The organism is Candidatus Latescibacter sp. IFSED24 (assembly GCF_058273205.1).
The window spans coordinates 2107829-2125403 of the sequence record NZ_CM177850.1; the positions used below are offsets into that span (position 1 = coordinate 2107829).

At 65.9% G+C, this 17575-nt stretch carries 7 protein-coding genes; 3 read left to right on the forward strand and 4 right to left on the reverse strand.

Annotated elements, in window-relative coordinates:
* Positions 1 to 25: 25 nt before the first annotated feature.
* The 4 genes from IFSED24_RS08545 to IFSED24_RS08560 all read right to left on the reverse strand — a co-directional run bounded on the left by IFSED24_RS08545 (position 26) and on the right by IFSED24_RS08560 (position 12067).
* The gene (locus IFSED24_RS08545; protein WP_491334799.1) at positions 26 to 592 is read right to left on the reverse strand and encodes a hypothetical protein; all 567 of its coding nucleotides are present in this window, start codon (positions 590 to 592) and stop codon (positions 26 to 28) included.
* 143 nt (positions 593 to 735) lie between these two features.
* On the reverse strand, positions 736 to 3288 hold the full coding sequence (locus tag IFSED24_RS08550; protein ID WP_491334800.1) for a M14 family zinc carboxypeptidase: 2553 nt from the start codon (positions 3286 to 3288) through the stop codon (positions 736 to 738).
* 241 nt (positions 3289 to 3529) lie between these two features.
* The gene (locus IFSED24_RS08555; RefSeq protein WP_491334801.1) at positions 3530 to 7060 is read right to left on the reverse strand and encodes a C25 family cysteine peptidase; all 3531 of its coding nucleotides are present in this window, start codon (positions 7058 to 7060) and stop codon (positions 3530 to 3532) included.
* A gap of 249 nt (positions 7061 to 7309) precedes the next feature.
* Complete coding sequence (locus IFSED24_RS08560) at positions 7310 to 12067, reverse strand: C25 family cysteine peptidase (RefSeq protein WP_491335039.1); 4758 nt, start codon at positions 12065 to 12067, stop codon at positions 7310 to 7312.
* Between the two features lie 535 nt (positions 12068 to 12602).
* Here IFSED24_RS08560 and IFSED24_RS08565 point away from each other — a divergent pair.
* The 3 genes from IFSED24_RS08565 (at position 12603) to IFSED24_RS08575 (ending at position 17527) form a co-directional block, all read left to right on the forward strand.
* Positions 12603 to 13880 (forward strand): PEGA domain-containing protein, encoded by a 1278-nt coding sequence (locus IFSED24_RS08565; RefSeq protein ID WP_491334802.1) that lies wholly within the window; start codon positions 12603 to 12605, stop codon positions 13878 to 13880.
* Positions 13877 to 14995 (forward strand): FlgD immunoglobulin-like domain containing protein, encoded by a 1119-nt coding sequence (locus IFSED24_RS08570; protein WP_491334803.1) that lies wholly within the window; start codon positions 13877 to 13879, stop codon positions 14993 to 14995. Before IFSED24_RS08565 ends, IFSED24_RS08570 begins: the two co-directional genes overlap by 4 nt.
* Before the next feature lie 108 nt (positions 14996 to 15103).
* Complete coding sequence (locus IFSED24_RS08575; RefSeq protein WP_491334804.1) at positions 15104 to 17527, forward strand: DUF6029 family protein; 2424 nt, start codon at positions 15104 to 15106, stop codon at positions 17525 to 17527.
* Positions 17528 to 17575: the final 48 nt, after the last annotated feature.

Consider the following 17575-nt stretch of genomic DNA (forward strand, 5'->3'; position numbering starts at 1 on the left):
AGACCTCCGCGTTCACGACACCGCCTCAGCAGTCACCCGCTTCGACGAACAGGATGACTCCGAGCTTGCGCACGGCGTCGCGCGGGACTCCGGGCAGGTTGTCCAGTTCGGCGTTCACGTTGAAGCTGTGATTCCACCAGCCACCAACCTCGACATCGATCAGATGGAAGATGTCCGAGGCCTCCCAGGGACAATCGGCAGTACGCTGCGCGATCGCCGTCTTGCCGAGGACCCCGCCATTCGCGTCGAGATACTGCACGAGCAGACCACCCGCCGCCCAGGCGCCGCCGCTGGCGGTCACATTGCAATCGAGAGCGACGGCGACGTCCGCCATGAGGCTCGGCAAAACCAGTTCCTGGACCACGCGGGCGTGGCCCGTGCCACCGCCCTTGGTCAGGGAGAGTTCAAAATTCATATCGGGATCGGCGAACTGGTCGACCGTGATCGTGGCACCGGTTCCGGCGATGATGGATTCCCAGCCGTTGCTGAGCGGCGGTTCGAAGCCACCGTTGGCCACCAGTTCGAGTTCAGCACCGAAGGAGATGGTCGCAACCATCAACATGGCCATGATGGGGATCAGGCGAGTTTTCATGGGAGCCCCCTATGACTAATAGACAACGACGGAGCGATATCATTATAGCACGAGGCCCTGCGTGGCATACAGCGGTTCCCCCACCAAGCTGAAGAGGCCGGCGCACCAGGCGCCGGCCCCTGTTGTGATCCTGCGCAGAAGTGTTACTTGACCAGCATCAACTTGGCCCCGCTGATCCCTTCGCTCGTCATCATCCGCGCGAAGTAGACGCCACTGCCGGCGCGATCACCGCGGTCGGTGGTGCCGTCCCAGCGCACGCGGTGGGTGCCGGCGGCCAGTTCGTGGCCGAGCAGCGTCCGCACCAGGCGGCCCTGCACATCGTAGACCGCCACGTCGACGCGGCCCGCCCGCGGGTTGACCAGCTCGATGGTGGTCTGCGGGTTGAACGGGTTCGGATAAGCCCGCACGCTGGCCGCCACGGCCGGCACCTCGACGCCAGTGGTCCCGTTGTCCTCGCGGGTGACGCGGACCTTGAAGTCGTCGAAGTTGAACCCGTCGTAGTGCTGGCTGGTGTCGGTGGCCAGACGGAAGCGGAAGCGCACGTCGGCCTCGCCGATGTAGGCGCTCAGGTCCACCGAGCAGGTGGCCCAGTTGGCCTGGCTGCCGTCGAAGCAGGGCGTGCCGGTGGGCTGCTGGGCGCCCTGGCCGCTGGCCGGCTCGGTGCGCCCGGGCACCGCCAGCGCGGTCCAGCCCATCCCACCGTCGGTGGAGATCTCGAAGAAGCAGGCGTCCCAGCTGTTCTCGATGTTCCACTTGGCGTAGAAGCTCACCTGGGGATCCATGACGTCCGTGAAGTCCAGCACGGTGTCGCAGGTGGTGATCAGCTCGGCGTTGTCGGGGTAGGTCCCCTCGCTGTCGCCGTGGCAGTTGTCGCTGTCGTGGCCCGGCTGCAGGACCAGCCAGTCGCCGCTGAAGACACCCATGCCCGCCTCGAAGTCCTCGTCCACCGGGTAGGTGGTGATCATGCCGCCCAGGACAAAGTCCACTTCCACCGGCGTGGCACCGACGGTGACCTCCTGGGTCTCGGTGAAATGCTCAGGGGCGCTGGCGGTGAAGGTGTAGTCGCCGTAGAAGAGGTCCACCGCGAACGAGCCGCCGTCGGCGCCGTCGCTGCTGATCGAATCGACCAGCTCGCCTGCGGGCCAGGTGCGGATCTCGATCATGGCGTCGAGGCCCTCGCCGTCGGTCCCGGTCACGGTGCCGGTCGCCAGTCCCTGGGCCAGCGGCTGCATCTGCACGTCGAGCACGTTCTCCACGCCCCAGGTGTTCTCCACGCTGGTGATCGTCTGCGTGACGTAGCCCACCGCCTCGAAGGTGATATCGAAGGTGCCGTCGTCGAGCAGCTTGTAGTAGTCGCCGTGGGCCGGGTCGGTGTGGGTCGTCTTGTCGATGCCCTGGACGCTGATGGTGGCGGCCAGCGGCTGCCCCGTATCGGCGTCGGTCACCACGCCGGTCACACCCGCGCGCGCCGACTTGATGTAGGCCATCATGGACTCGCGGTTCTGGTTCCAGTAGGTCAGGAACGTCGAGCTGCTGGGCCACTTGATGTTGGAGACCTCGCAGGTCACGTCGATGCAGTCGGTCTGGTCGTAGCTCCAGTCCTGGAGCGAGCCGGTGATCACGTACCAGGCCGCACCATTGGTGATGCCCTGGGGAAAGCTGCCGTTGTACATGGGCAGATTGCGCGTGGAATACTCCAGGCTGAGCCGGATGCAGGCGTCGTTGTCCGGCGCCAGGGTGTAGGTGTAATCCCACGGGTAGTTCATCACCAGCGCGCCGCCGTGGTAGTTGATGCTGACCACGAAGTGGTGCAAGTTGGCGTACTGCATGAACGCCAGATTCTCGCGCTCGGTGATGAGGTGCGTGCCGGCGGGCAGCGGGTAGTTCCGGTTCAGGTCGACGTTGTTGGCGTTGTAACGCTGGTGCAGGTAGGTGCCGTCGGGGTTGTACGCCGGCATCAGGTGCAGCTCGTAGTTGTCCACCAGGTACGTGACATCCTCGAAACCCGCCTCGCCATAGTGCTCCACCAGGTAGTAGGCGAGGTTGACGGTCAGGATCATGCCGATGATCTCGTCGCCGTGGATGGACGAGCTGAGCCGGACCTCGGCCTCGGCCTCGGATGTCTGGACGTTGTCCGAGATCACCAGACCGTGCTGGGTGCGGCCCTGGACCGACTGGCCCCACGAGAAGTAGCTGGCGATGTCGGGGTAGTCGTTGGCGATGCCCTGCAGCATGGTGCCCAGCTGGTCGTTGGTGGGCACGTAGTTCAGAGGATCGGTGCGCAGATCGCCGGCCTTGCCGGTGGCCATCTCCAGCCACTGGCGCTCGCTGGCCTCGCGGTTCTCGCGCTCGACGTCGCGCAGGCGCTCGGGGCGATAACCGGCCAGTTGCAGCGCCGCGTACTCGGCCTCGGTCACGCGCGGCTCGAACACCAGCTCGATCTGCTTGGGGCCGCGGAACCGCAGCTCGATCTGCTCGCGGTGGAAGCTGGCGATCTCCACGGTCTTCAGCAGACGCTCGAGGGCCTGGTGGTCGGCGAGCACCAGGCGCACCGGGAAATCGGTCCACTCCTTGACCGACCAGGCCGGCAGCCCGTCGCTGTCCAGGGGGATCTGGTAATCGTCGGCGGCCAGCGCCGGCGCCACGAACAGCACCAGCAGCAGGATCGCCAGCCCGCGGAACATTGACCTCTGCATGTCGCGACTCTCCTCGAGAGAAAGTGGGGAACCGATCAACACATCATTCGCATCAATAATGATATCACAGTACAAGGTGTAAAATCCAGTCAGACTGTGATTTAGAGCCAGTTTTCGGGCATTCCAGGCACATTTCGGTGCAGGAAGCAGCACGGTTTCGCAGCAACCGTCGCGAATGGGTTACAGACGACGACGGCCGCCGTCCGGCAAGTTCCGGACGACGGCCGATCGCTTCTCGTCGCTACTTCACGAGCAGCATCTTGTCGGTGCGCGTCTCGCCACCGGCGGTCAGCCGGTAGAAGTAGGTGCCGCTGGCCACCTGGCGGCCACCGTCGTCCTGGCCGCGCCAGATCACGTGGTGGGCGCCGGCGGACTGGTCCTCGTCCACGAGGGTGGTGACCAGCCGGCCGCGAATGTCGTAGACCGCCAGCTTGACCGCGCCGGTGCGCGGCACGGCGTACTCGATGGTGGTCTGCGGGTTGAACGGGTTGGGGAAGTTCTTGCTCAGGGTCAGCACCGTGGGCAGTCCATCCTCCACCGCGGTGGTGGTGCCGGCGAAGCCGATGTTCAGGCACCACTCGTCGAGCGTGCCCGTGTCCCAGCCGGCGTGGTCGCTGACGCGCAGCGTCCAGTCGCCCTGCATCTCCTGGCCGAGGAACGCGTCGAGGTTGCCGGCGGGCGTGAGGTCATCGGGGTACCAGCCCACGAGGTTGTCCTCGCTGCCGCCGCTGCGGTCGTGCAGCACGACGGTGGTGCCGGCCGGCGAGGTGAGCTGCACCCGCAGGTCGCCGATGTAGGTGTGGGTGATGCCCACGAAGGCGCGCAGCGAGGTGATCTCGCCCGACTGGTTGATGGTCAGGGTGCTGCTGACGCCGGTGGTGTTGTTGTCGGGGATCGAGAGGTTCGGCTCGACGCACTCGTTGACCTCGTAGACCACGGCCAGCGAGAAGTTCACGTCGCCGAGATGCTCGCCCTCGGCGATGTCGATCACGGTGCTCTCGTTGCTGAAGCCGTCCTTCCACGCGCTGATGGTGTAGGTGCCGGCGTCCAGTCCGGTCAAGAGGTAGCTGCCGTCGCTGTCGGTGGTGGTGGTCATGCCGCCGGGTTCGGCGGTGATGGTGATCCCGGAGTGGTCGCTCTCGCCCTGCAGGAACGCGGTGCCGCGCACGCTGCCCTGGGTCAGGACCGCGAAGGTCTCGCTGTAGAGCTCATGGCCGGCCTTGAGCACGTAGCACACGGTCTCGCCGCCGGCGGTCGGGGTGCAGGTGATGCTGCCGGAGGCGCTCTCCAGGCGGCCGACACCGGGCACGTACGCCACCAGGGTGGTCCCGGCGGTGCCGCAGGTCGCGGTGATGGTGCTCTCGAGGTTCATGGCCAGCACGTCGACCAGGCCGTACTCGGTGGCCACGCTGATGTCGGGCGAGGCCAGCGGCGCGGCGGTGACGGTGAGCGTCTCGCCGAACATGAAGCCCTCGGTCTCGTGGCTGCCGACGATGGACAGCGCGCCGCCGTAGGGGTAGTTCACCGGGAGGCCGACATGGCCGGACGCATCGGTGGTGCCGACCACCTCGAACTCCATGGCGTCGGCGATGGTCACCTGGACGCCCGGGATCGGCGTGGTGCCGTCGTTCTCGAACACGTCCACCGACACCGTGGTGAGCACGTCGGCGGGGAAGGTCTGCGGGCTGATGGAGACCACGCTCGGGGCCGCCACCGGCAGCTCGGTCACGTAGGGCTCGTGGAACTGGGCCATGACCACCAGCTTCACCGGCGCGCCGGCCTGCAGCGGCTGCAGGAAGGTGATGTCGACGCCGGTCTCACCGTCGTGCACGGTCCCCGCGCCCATGAGCTCGCCGTTCTGGGTCACGCCGATGTAGCTGCCCACGGCCGCCTCGATGAAGACGCCCTCCATGTTGGCCACCAGGTTCGCCGGATGGCCAACCGGATTCTCGGTGGGGATGCCGAGGTACGGAGTGATCGAGGGGTCGCCCATGAGGTTGTAGATGTTCCAGTAGTACTGGGTGCGGCTGGAGCCCGACTCCTGCACGGCCAGGTTGCCGCAGAAGACCACGGCGTCCTGGGTTACGTACCAGAGATCTTCGGCGTCGCCGTGATCGTGCCACAGGCCGTCGTACGCGCCGTGCTCGGTGTCCTCGTAGCGGATGTTGGCGGTGATGCTCGAGGTGTAGCCGACGCTCCAGTAGACGTCCTCGTCCCAGTAGGTCGAGTTGGAGCCGCCGATGTAGCCGATGGCACCCTTGCCGCTGGCGCGCAGCCAGGTCTCGGCGAAGCACTCGCCGTAGTCGTAGGTCGAGGTCAGGCAGCAGTTGCCGATGACCAGGCCGTACTTCCCGTAGTTCTGCAGACTGTTGATGTTGGCCTGGGTGAACGACGGATCCGACCACGAGGTCTGGCTGCCGTGCGCGGTGTAGTTGACGAACGCGCGGCCCTCGCTGACCTCGCTGACGATCAGCGCGTCGTCGCTGCCCGACTGCGGGTACAGGTGGATGTCGGGGTCGATGCCGTGGGCGGCGTTGAAGTAGACGTTGCTGGCGTAGTTGATGGTGCCGTTGCCGTGGGTGCCGCCGAAGCCGGTGTCGTAGCCGGCGATCAGGACCACCTTGTCGAGGTAGCTCGGGTCGGGCATGGTGAACTGGTCGTACATCATGGTCTTCTCGAGGATGGCCGCGAGCTGGGTGCTGTTGGTGGCCGAGAAGCGACCGTAGTAGATGTCGGGCACGTAGTCGCCGTCCATAGTGCAGTAGGGACGGTCGGTGGGATCGCCGGCGACCTGCCAGGTGGGGCACTGGGCCACGTCGCCCACGAAGAGCACGAAGCTGGGCGCGGGCTGGGCCGGGGTGGCGCCGTCGTAGAGGCCCTGGATGTAGGCCTGGATACTGCTGGTGGTGGTGCCCACCTCGGGCGAACCGATCTCGCCCACCACGACGCGGAAGCCGCGCTCGGTCTTCCAGGCGACGAAGTCGGCGAGCTGCGCGGTGAACATGCTCGGGGTGATGATCACGTAGGTGACCTCGTCGCGCACGTGGTCGGGGTAGTCCTCATGCAGGCCCTTGGCGCCCTCGATGCGCGCGTAGACGCCGTCGAAGAACGGGCTGTGCGTGGCGGCGTACAGGTCCGCACCCGCGGCGTGGTCGCCGCCGGAGAAGCGCACGCGCAGCTCCATGGTCTCGGCCACCTCGATCTCGCCGGCCACGGGGTCGTAGCTCACGGGCGCGATCTCCAGACGGCCGAAGTCCACGGCGCGCAGGCGGCCCTGGTAGACGAAGCCTGCGGGCTGGGCCGCGGCCTTCAGACCGGCGGTCCGGTAGGCGGCGTCGTTGAAGACGAAGGGCACCTGGCTCGGGTCCTCGTTCTTGGCGAGGCTGCGCTGCGCTGGCATCAGCAGGTGCTCCACCCCGTAATCGGCGAGCTTGATCCGACGGGTCTGCACGTCGAGGACCTCGACGGTGGCCTGAGCGCCCAGCGGCATGGCCATGAGCCGGTTCATCATGGGCAGCGCGGGGTCGCCCTCGAGCTGCGCGGCATGGAAGCCGGGAATGACCAGGCGCGTGAAGGTACCGCCCTTGGTCTCCACGTCGAAGAACTGCAGCTGGCCCACGTCGACGCGCACGGTGTAGTCACCGCCGGCCTCGGGACGGATGTCGAGGGTCGGCGTGCCGCCGGCCAGATCGATGGACTGGGGCTTGGCCAGGGCGGAGCCGCCGACGAGCAGCAGGACCGCGGCCACGAGCAGGACGTTACGCAGGCGCATGAATGACCATCCTTCGCGGGGAACGAGCAGATGTTCCCGGGGGCGGGAACAGTGGGAATCACTCGGTAATAATGATAACACCTGGGACCGGCCGTGATAAAGTCTTTGTTAAAAAAAGAATCATTTTTGATTTATTCTATTCCGATTGAGGTTCTATCGCGGGAACGAGACCGACTCTCGGCGTTCAGCGAAGAGGAACCGCCCCCACTCCCGGAGGAGCAGGGGCGGTCCTGGACGTCCGCAGGGACACTACTTCACGAGAGTCATCTTCTTGGTCACGACACGCTCGTCGGTCACCAGGCGGTAGTAGTACACACCGCTGGCCATGCGCCGACCGCCGTCGTCGGTGCCGTCCCAGACCACGGTGTGGGTCTGCGCCGGCAGGCTCTCGTTGACCAGGGTGCGGATCATGCGGCCGGCGATGTCGTAGACACGCAGGTTCACCTGAGCCGACCTGGGCAGATCGAACTTGATGTTGGTGATGGGGTTGAACGGGTTCGGATAGTTGTCGTAAGCCCGGAACACAGTGGGCACGCCGTCGCCGATGGGCGTGTCCTGGTCCTCGAGCGACACCACGGTGTCGTGGGTGATCCGCAGGCACCACTCGTTGAGCGTGCCCTGGTCGCCGCCGGCGTTGTCGCTGACGGTCATGGTCCAGTCGCCGGCCATGTGCAGGCCGATGAGGTCCTCCAGGTTGCCCGAGGGTTCGATCTCGGCGGGGTACCAGCCCATCAGGTTGTCGGTGCTGCCGCCCGAGCGGTTGTGCAGCACGACGGTGGTCCCGCAGGGGCTGGTGACCGAGACGATCAGGTCGCCGATGTAGGTGTGCGTGATGTCCACGAACACCTCGACCTGGCTGATGATGGCGTCATCCTCGGCCGGGATGGTCATGGTGACCGTGGTCACGTTGTTATCGGTGATCGGGGCGCCCGGCTGGTCGCAGTACTCGCTGACCATCACCGGGGTGAGCACCATGTCCACGCCGGTCAGGTGCTGGCCGGACTCCAGGGTCACGGTCTCGGCATCCACCGACCAGCCTTCCTTGCTGGCGATGATGTTGTAGGTGCCGGCGTACAGACCCTCGATGTGGTAGGTGCCGTCGGCGCCGGTCACCGTGGTGCCGCCATTGGGCACGGCGCGCACGGTGATGCCCGAGTGGTCGGACTCGCCGGCCAGGAGCACGGTACCCGCCACGCTGGCGTCGCCGATCTCCGGGGTCAGCAGCCACAGCACGGCGTTCTGGAGCAGGTCGACCCGCTCCATGCCGGCGGCGGCGTAGTTGAAGCAGAAGAACACGATCTGGCCGCCCTCGGGCGCCGGGTTCGGATCGTAGGCGATCACGCTGGCGTCGGAGGTGTACTCGGTCCAGTTCGCCACCGCAACCGCGTCGGCCAGCGGCACCATGGCGTCGCTGTCGCCGTAGCCGTTGTACGTGATGTCGATCTGGCTGCCGGTGAGGTTGTTGGGATACGTGGCCACGTAGTGGTCGGTCTCCGGCACCATGATGTGGCCGCTGGAATCGTGGTTCCAGTCGTTGCTGTGCATCACGTAGGTGGCGAAGTCGCCCGAGCTGTACTGGTCGTAGCCCAGCTCGCCGCCCTCGAGCAGGATGTGGCCGCCCTCCTGGGCGAACTGCACGAGACCGTTCTTGAGCGCGGCGTTGCCCAGGGTACTGGTGTTGGCGCCGCAGGCGAGGATCACCAGGTCGTAGTCCCAGAAGGTGCTGGGATCGACCGTGCCGGCGTCCTCCAGGCTCACGTAGTAGCCCAGCTCCTCGAGGTCGGCGGTGAGCTCGGCCGCGCTCTTGGCGCCCGTGGGCACGTAGGCGTCGGCGAGCAGCTCGCCCTTCTCGCTGAACTTGGCGCCGCTCTCGGCCGCCGCGCTGTCGTCGATCAGCAGGAGGTCGCCGTTGGTCGGGTCGAGGACCCAGTCCTTGACGAGCTCGGGGCTGTCGATGGTCACGTCGGCCGTGACGGGCACGTGATGCCAGGCGCGGACCTTCACCACGTAGTCGAAGAAGGGCAGGGCGCCCGTGGTGTAGAGGCCGTTCTCGTCGCAGAGGACCTCGTCGTACAGCTCGTTGTTGTCGCTGCGGTACACCTTCACGGTGCCCTGCAGCGGCTCCATGGTGTCGGCCTCGTAGACGTGGCCGGTGAGCACGCCCGACGGCGCCGGCGTGAGCTCGACGTCGAAGGTGTTCTCGCCGTAGTTCACGAACACGTCCTGCTCGTAGTGCAGGTAGCCGAAGTGGTCGACCACGATGGTGTAGTCGTCCACCAGCACCTCGTCGGGGCCGGCGTAGTTGCCGCTGGCGTCGGTGGTGGCGACGAATACGTCGGCGCCCTCGCCGTCGACCAGGTGCACGAGCACGCCGGGCATGTTGGCGCCGCCGCTGGAGACGTTGCCCATGACGGTGCCGTAGGCCTCGATGACGTCGAAGGCCTCGCTGTAGATGTCATAGCCGCTGATGGCGATCATGCCCGTGACCTGGCCCAGTTCGGTGGCCGTGACGGTCAGGGGATCGGTGCCGCTGATCAGCGAGCCGTCAGGCATCTGGGCGTAGATCGTGTAGCCCGCGATGTCGATGTTCGTGTGCAGGGTGCCTGGGAGATTCAGGGGGAACATGTCCTCCATGCCGATCTCGGTGGTCACCCAGAGGTCCGCCTCGAGCGGGGTCGCGTTGACGGCGACCTGTTCGGTGAACAGGCGGTAGCTCTCGTCGGGGTCCTGGCCCACGATGTCCAGCGTCGGGCCGTAGGGATAGTTCACCGTGATCGTGGCCACGCCGCCGGCGTCGGTCATGACCGGCGTGGTCAGGTACTCGAGGCCCTCGGCCCAGATGTTGATGCCGGGCTTGGGCGTCACGCCGTCCTCTTCCATGACGGTGACCGTGATGGCGGTCTCGACGTTGGCGTCGATGGTCATGGGATCGATGGTGACCACGGCCGGGACGATCACGTTGAGCTCGGCGATGACGGGCGCGCAGGTCGAGACCATGGCGACCATCTTCAGCGGCACGCCGGGCGTCAGGACCTGGTTGAACTCCACGTCCACCGAGCCCGAGTCGTCGATCAGACCGGTACCGACCAGCACGCCGTTCTGGGTGCAGCCGATGTAGGTGCCCTGGACGCCGGTGACCGTCATGGTCGGCACACCGACGAACACGGTCTCGGGGTAGGTCACGGGGTTGGTCTCGGGCAGGCCCATGTAGGTGGCGATGCTCGGATCGCCCAGCAGGTTGTAGATGTTCCAGTAGTACTCTTCACGGATCGAGCCGGCCTCGGAGACGGCCAGGTTGCCGCAGAAGACCACGGCGCCATTGGTGACGTACCAGGTGGAAGGATCGCTGGCCTCGTTGGGCATGTTGTGGAACACCGAGTCGTAGAAGCCGGTGCCGCACTCCTCGTAGGTCATGCCGTCGCGGATCTGGCCGCTGGGGATCGCCCCCACGGCGAACCACACGTCCTCGTCCCAGTAGGTCGAGTTCGAGCCGCCGATGTAGCCGATGGCGCCCTTGTTGGCGGCGCGCAGGAAGGTCTCACCGAAGCACTCGCCGATGTCGTAGGAGCTGGTCAAGCAGCAGTTGCCCACGGCCAGGAAGTACTTGCCGTCGTTGGTCATGCCGTTGATGTCGCTCTGGGTCATGCTCGGGTTCGACCAGCTGGTCTGGCTGCCGTGGGCGGTATAGTTGATGAAACCGATACCGTCGGAGCAGTTGTTGATGATGGCGCCGGCCTGGCCACCGCTGTTGGGATAGTAGTAGGCGTAGGCGTTCACGTCGTTGGTGGCGTTGTAGTAATAGTCCTCGCCGTAACGGATGGCGCCGTTGCCGTGAGACGCTCCGAAGCCGGAATCCATGCCGGCGATCAGCGTCACGTTCTCCATGTAGCTGGGATCGGGCATGCTGTACGTGTCGTAGAGCATGGTCTTGTCGAGGATGGCCTGCAGCTGGCTGCTGTTGGTGGCGGACAGCCGGCCGTAGTACATCTCGGGGTAGAGGTCGCCGTCCACCGCGCAGTAGGGGCGATCGGTGGCGTCGCCGCCCAGGGTGAAGGTGGGGCACTGGGCCACGTCGCCCACGAACACCACGAAGCTGGGCGCGGGGTCCTCGGGCGTGCCGGCGTTGTACAGGCCGTGCAGGTAGCTCTGGATGCTGCTCGCGGTGGAGCCCACCTCGGGCGAGCCGATGACCGCGGTGATCACGTGGAAGCCGCGCTCGGTCTTCCAGGCGATGTAGTCGGCCAGCTGCGCCTCGAACTCGGGCGGCGTCACGACGACCAGCTTCACGGGGTTCTTCACCAGGTCGGCCTTGATGCCGAAGTCGCGGTTGCCCTCGACCTTGGCGTAGGCGGTGGCGAAGAACGGACTGTTGGTGGCGGCCAGCAGGCTCTCGGTCTTGGCCCAGTCGCCGTCGAAGTCCACGGTCAGGTCCAGGCTCTCGACGATCTCCAGCTCGCCGGTGGCGGGCAGGTAGCGCACGGGTGCGACCTCGAGGCGCGCGATGTCCATGGCGCGCAGACGGCCCTGATAGATCACCTGGGCCAGCGGGTTCTCCACCTTGTCCTGGGCGTAGGCCAGGGCGTCGTAGGCGAAGGGCACGTCCTCGGGACGCTGGCTCTTGCTCAGCGAGGGCTGATGCGGGAAGAGCGGGTTCGTGAGGCCGTAGTCGGCCAGCTTGATCGTGCGCGTCTGCACGTTCTCGACGCGCACGGTGCTGCCGGACCCGAACGGCACCGCGATCAGCCGGTTCATCTGCGGCAGCTCGGGAGCGCCCGCGATCATGGAGGAGTGGAAGCCGGGAATGAACAGCTGGGTGAATTCGCCGCCCATGGTGCTGACGTCCAGAGCCTGCAGCTGACCGACCTCGATATGGTAGGTCAGGCCGGACTTGCCCTGGCTGGTCAGCGCCATCTGGGGCGCGTCGCCACTCAGCGGAATGGTGGTGGCAGCCATGGTGCTCGCAGCGAGAACGAGCAGCATGGTGACCGTGAGCATTCTCAAGCGCATCACTCGGTCCTTTCGCTTGGTGATTCCCGGCTCTGTCCGGGTCAGGGGTATTCCGGGGTCGTTGAACCGCACCCGTACTAGACCGTTGACGATGATATCACAGAGTCAGGTCTCAATTGAAGAGGCCATCATGAAATTTTTTATTCACGTGTGGATTTTTACTGGATTATTTTATCGATATTGCATGATGTATTGAACGATTCTCCTGCCAGTCATGTGCCATATTGACAAAGAAATTCGCAGGCGAAATCACTCATGGATGTTCGCCGCCGGGGCCCGAAAGCTTACCCGATGTGTCGATTTAAGTGAGTGGTCTGCGCGCCCAACGTTGCCGGCGCCTGTCGAGTCTGTGCCCCGATGCCGCAGCAGGCGCGTAAGAATCCCCGCTTCAAAATCACTAGACAAGTGGTGGGTTTGACTATGCCCGTGAGCGGATGGTATAATTGTCTGAGTGATGCGTCTGGCTGACACAAAAAAAACTGTCGGCCAGAAGTACATGTGAGCCTGTGCTTAAGGACTAAAGAGGAGCTATGTCTTGAGAAGGATCAGTGTGTTCGTCTGCCTGGTGTGCGCCCTGGGCCTGGTCGTCGGCTGTGGTAGCGAAGCCCCCCATCCCGGCAGCCTCACGGTCACGTCCGAACCCGACGGCGCCACCATAACCCTGAACGGCCAGGTCACCGAAGAGCTGACACCGGCGACCTTCAAGGATATTGAAGGCGGCCACTACGTCGTCCAGGTCGCCAAGGAAGGGCTCACCTTCCGCCCCGGCACCAAGGAGACCGACGTGCCCTACGGCGGCGAGACCAGCCTCTTCTTCGAGACGGGTACCGGCGCCATCACGGTGACCAGCAACTACGATGGCGCGTCCATCTTCCTCGACGGCGTCGACACCGGCGAGACCACGCCGGCCACGTTGACCGAACTCGATCCCGGCGACTACACCGTGAGCGTGGCCCTCGACCACCACCGCAGCGAACCCACCGGCCTCGCCGTCACCGTGGTCAAGAACGAGACCACGAACGCCGAGTTCACGCTGGCCCTCAGCACGGTGGTCCTGTTCGAGGGCTTCTCCAACGTCGAATGCTCCGGCTGCGTGGACATGGCCGCCAGCGTCGAATACCTGACCGGTGATGGCGGCTACGGCCCCGACCGGCTCCTCTACGTCAAGTACTCTGGCACCAACCCTTACCCCGGCGACCCGTTCTACAACAGCAATTCCTTCATGAACCTCCAGCGGCTCATCCACTACTTCAACACCCCCGGCGTCGGCCTGCCCAAGATCGTCATCCAGGGAGGCCTGGCCGGCGGATCCGGCGAGCTGCCCACCACCGACGCCCTGGCCGAAGCCATCGACACGGGCAACCTGGCTCCGGTCGATTTCTACCTGACGGTGGACGCCCCTGACCAGAGCGACCTCGCCGTGCGCGACGTCGACTGCTCCATCGAAGTCGTGGCACCGCACGCGGCCGCCGACCTCGCCGACTACCAGCTCCGCGCCGTCCTGCTCTACACCTTCGTGACCACCGAGGAAGACTATGGGTACGGCGGCGACGAGTACCACTGGGTCGCCCGTGTCGATGCGCAGGTCGCCGGCAGCATCGGCGCCATCGAGGCCGGTGGCTCTACCACCTTCGACATCACGCTCACCGACCCCGATCCCGCGACCTACGACCTGACGCCCGAGAACCGGGTGGTCGTCGTCTTCGTCCAGCACAACACCGACAAGTCCATCATCCAGGCGGGGTCGAGCTCGATCGACTCCCACGCGCTCACTCCCGGTTCCCCTGCCTTTCCTTCTGGAGGATCCCGATGAAGATCAAGCTCCTGCTCAGCTGTCTCGTCGTCCTCGCGGTGGCCACCGCCGCTTTGGCCGACCCCTTCGAATTCGAGTTCCGGCAGGGCCCTGCCGGCATGGTCATTCCGGTGAATGACTTCCGCGCCTTCCACAGCCACATGACCAACACCGGCGACAGCGCGGACAACTACACCCTGACCGTCACCGCCGACGACCCCGAGAACTGGACCTTCGGCGTCTGCTTCGGCGGCATCTGCTATCCGCCGTTCCAGACCGAGTTCCAGGTGCCGGCCGAGGGCGACCTGGAACCCGGCGAGACCATGGACTTCGATTTCGACGTCACCTCGCTGGCCGACGCCGGCCACGCCAACTACACCGTGCAGATCACCAGCAACCGTGACGCCGCCGTCACCCGCACGCTGCACTACGAGGCCTTCACGCCCGCCGAGGAGACCGCCCTGCTGTTCTCCTCCGGCGAGGGCGTGCTCGGCGGCGTGGTCAACGGCTTCTTCCAGTTCCACCCCGTGCTGTACAACGCCGGCACCGAGGCGGACTCCTACACCCTGACCATCACCCGCGACCTCCCCGAGAACTGGTCCGTGTCGTACTGCTACGGCGGCATCTGCTACCCGCCCAACCTCGAGGGCGGCCAGATCCCCGAGGGCGGCGGCACCGTCGCCTCGGCCGAGGCCGTGCCCATCGACATCGACTTCACCACCCTCGCCGACGAGGGCACCGGCACGGTGGTCGTCAAGGTCACCAGCAACACCGACCCCTCGGTGTACAGCCAGGCCACCTTCACGCTGACCACCGGCAGCGTGGTCGCCGTGGACGACGTGCCCGCCGGCCAGCTGGTCAACGGCCTGCACGCCTCCCCCAACCCGTTCAATCCCAAGACCGCCATCAACTTCAATCTCGGCGGCGAGACGGCCGCCGCCGTGGCGGTCGACATCTACGATATCGGCGGCCGCCACCTGCGGACGCTGAACGCCGGCCACCTGAACCCCGGCCCCCAGAGCCTCTCCTGGGACGGCATGACCGCGCGTGGCGACCAGGCCCCCGCGGGTGTCTATCTGGCCCGGGTCCAGACCGGCAACGAGCAGCAGATCCTCAAGATGTCCCTGGTGAAGTAGCAGCACCCACCGCGCCGACCCCGCTCTCCGCAGCACGCCGGAGAGCGGGGTCGAGCCCCAGGAACGGCGGGCCCAGGCGGTCCGCGGCACGAACCCGAAGGAGTCCCGATGTCTTGCCGGCCCCGGACCATCGCCACGATGGTGGCGATGCTGACGATCCTGTGCGCTCTGCCCGCCATCGCCCAATACGCAGCTCCCGACTGGTCCCTCCCCACCCCCGACGGCGACACCGTCTCCCTCCACGACAAGCTGGCCGACGGGCCGGTGGTGGTGACGTTCTGGGCCACGTGGTGCATCCCCTGTCTCAAGGAGATGCCGCACCTGAACGAGCTGGCCGCCAAGTACGACGGCAAGGTCACGTTCATCGCGATCTCGGTGGACAATTCCAAGAGCATGGCCAAGGTGGGTCCGCTGGTCCGCGCCAAGGGCTGGGACAACCTGATCATCGCCCAGGACGCCGGCGGCACCGTGCAGCAGAAACTGCAGGTGCTCAGTCCGCCCTACACCGTGGTGTACGACCAGAACGGCAGCGAGGCGTACCGCCACGAGGGCTACAAGGCGGGCGACGAGGTCGAGCTGGACCACGCGGTGGCCGGCGTCCTCGCCAGCGCCGCCGCGAGCCAGAGCACCATCACCGGCCGGCCGATCACCAGCTTCGCCGCTCCAGACTGGAATCTCCCCACCCCCGACGGCGAGCAGGTGAGCCTGCACGAGAACCTGGCCCAGGGGCCGGTGGTCGTGTCGTTCTGGGGCACCTGGTGCATCCCCTGCCTCAAGGAGATGCCCAAGCTCAACGAGCTGGCTGCAGAATACAAGGGGCGCGTCTCGTTCATCGCCATCTCGGTGGACAATTCCAAGAGCATGGCCAAGGTGGGACCGCTGGTCCGCGCCAAGGGCTGGGACGACCTGATCATCGCCCAGGACGCCGCCGGCACCGTCCAGCAGACCCTGCAGGTGCTCAGCCCGCCCTACACCATCCTCTACGACGCTGCCGGCAGCGAGGTCTACCGGCACGAGGGCTACAAGTCCGGCGACGAGGTCGAGCTCAAGCACGCCATCGAGCAGGTGCTGGCCGCGCCCGTGCGCGGGCCGGCCGCCGGTCCCGCCCCCGGCGGTCTGAACTGGAAGGACGCGGTCACCGCCACCGACCAGTTCGAGTACAGCTACAGCGCCGAGACCGAGGAGGAGATCGTCGAGAACTGGCTCGACGTGGCCTACCAGTTCGGCGACTTCCGCACGGGCATCCTGCTCAACCACCAGTCGCCCAGCGAGGAAGGCAACCGCCGCAACGAGATCATGCACCGCTACTTCGAGTACGGCAGCGGCCGGTTCGACCTACGCGTGGGGCATTTCTACGGGATGTTCGGCCGCGGGCTGGTCTGGAACAGCTACGAGGACCGCTTCATCCGCATCGACACCTCGCTCGACGGCATCGTGGCCAACGGCTCGTTCGGGCCGGTGCGCGTCGGCGTGCTCTCGGGCACCACCGGCACCACGCCGTCGATCAACGACCCCGACGGGACCCTCGTCAACAGCGTCGACGTCCGCGGCCTGGACCTGGAGTGGAAGCCCGCCCGCGGGTTCACCCTGGGCACCTCGGGCCTGACCTACCTGCCCACCCTGCTGCCCGAGACCGAGGACGTGCTGCGCGAGTGGGTCGGCTCGGCCCGCGCCGGCTACAACAACCCCTACACCAGCATCTATCTCGAGTACGGCAAGAAGACCGGTTACGAGTACGACCCCGCCACGCTCGACAAGGACGAGGGCGTGGCCTTCTACGGCAACGTGGGCGTCTACGCCGGGCCGATCAGCCTCTCGCTCGAGCGCAGCGATTACGACAAGTACCGGGTGGTCAACCGCAACGACGGCAAGCAGCCGCTGAACCGGCCGCCGGCGCTGGTCCGCGAGCACATCTACACGCTGCTCGGCCGCAAGCCGCACAACCTGAACACCAACGACGAGAAGGGCTGGCAGCTCGAGCTGAACGCCGACCTCGGCAAGGGCTGGCTGGCGCTGGGCAACCTCAGTCGCATCGAGAACCACGATCGCGAGACGCTCTTCGAGGAGGCCTATGCGCACATCGAGCAGGAGCACCTCGGTCCGATCCGCGCGCGCGGCGGCTTCGACTACCAGGACAGCGAGGGCGCCATCCGGCAGTCGGTGGTGACCGACGCCACCTGGCACGCCAGCGAGAGCATGACCTGGACCGTGCAGGCCGAGTTCCAGCACGTGCGCCTCGGCAACCTGGGCAAGTACGACCAGCAGTGGTTCAAGCTCGAGCTCGAGCTGCCCCCGCGCTGGACCATCGACGCCATCGCCGAGACCAACAACAAGTACGACCCCCAGTTCGACCCCGGCGAGATCGTGGGCGACTTCTTCCCCTCGGGGCAGATCACCTACACCCTGACCGGTGGCGGCAACCTGAATCTGTGGTTCGGCAAGCGCCAGGCCGGCCAGCTCTGCGTGGGCGGCGTCTGCAAATTCGAGCCCGCGTTCGAGGGCGTGGAGTTCTACGGCGTCTTCCGTTACTAGTCTATAAGACATTTTTTCGGACAGGAGCGGGGCGCATGCCCCGCTCTT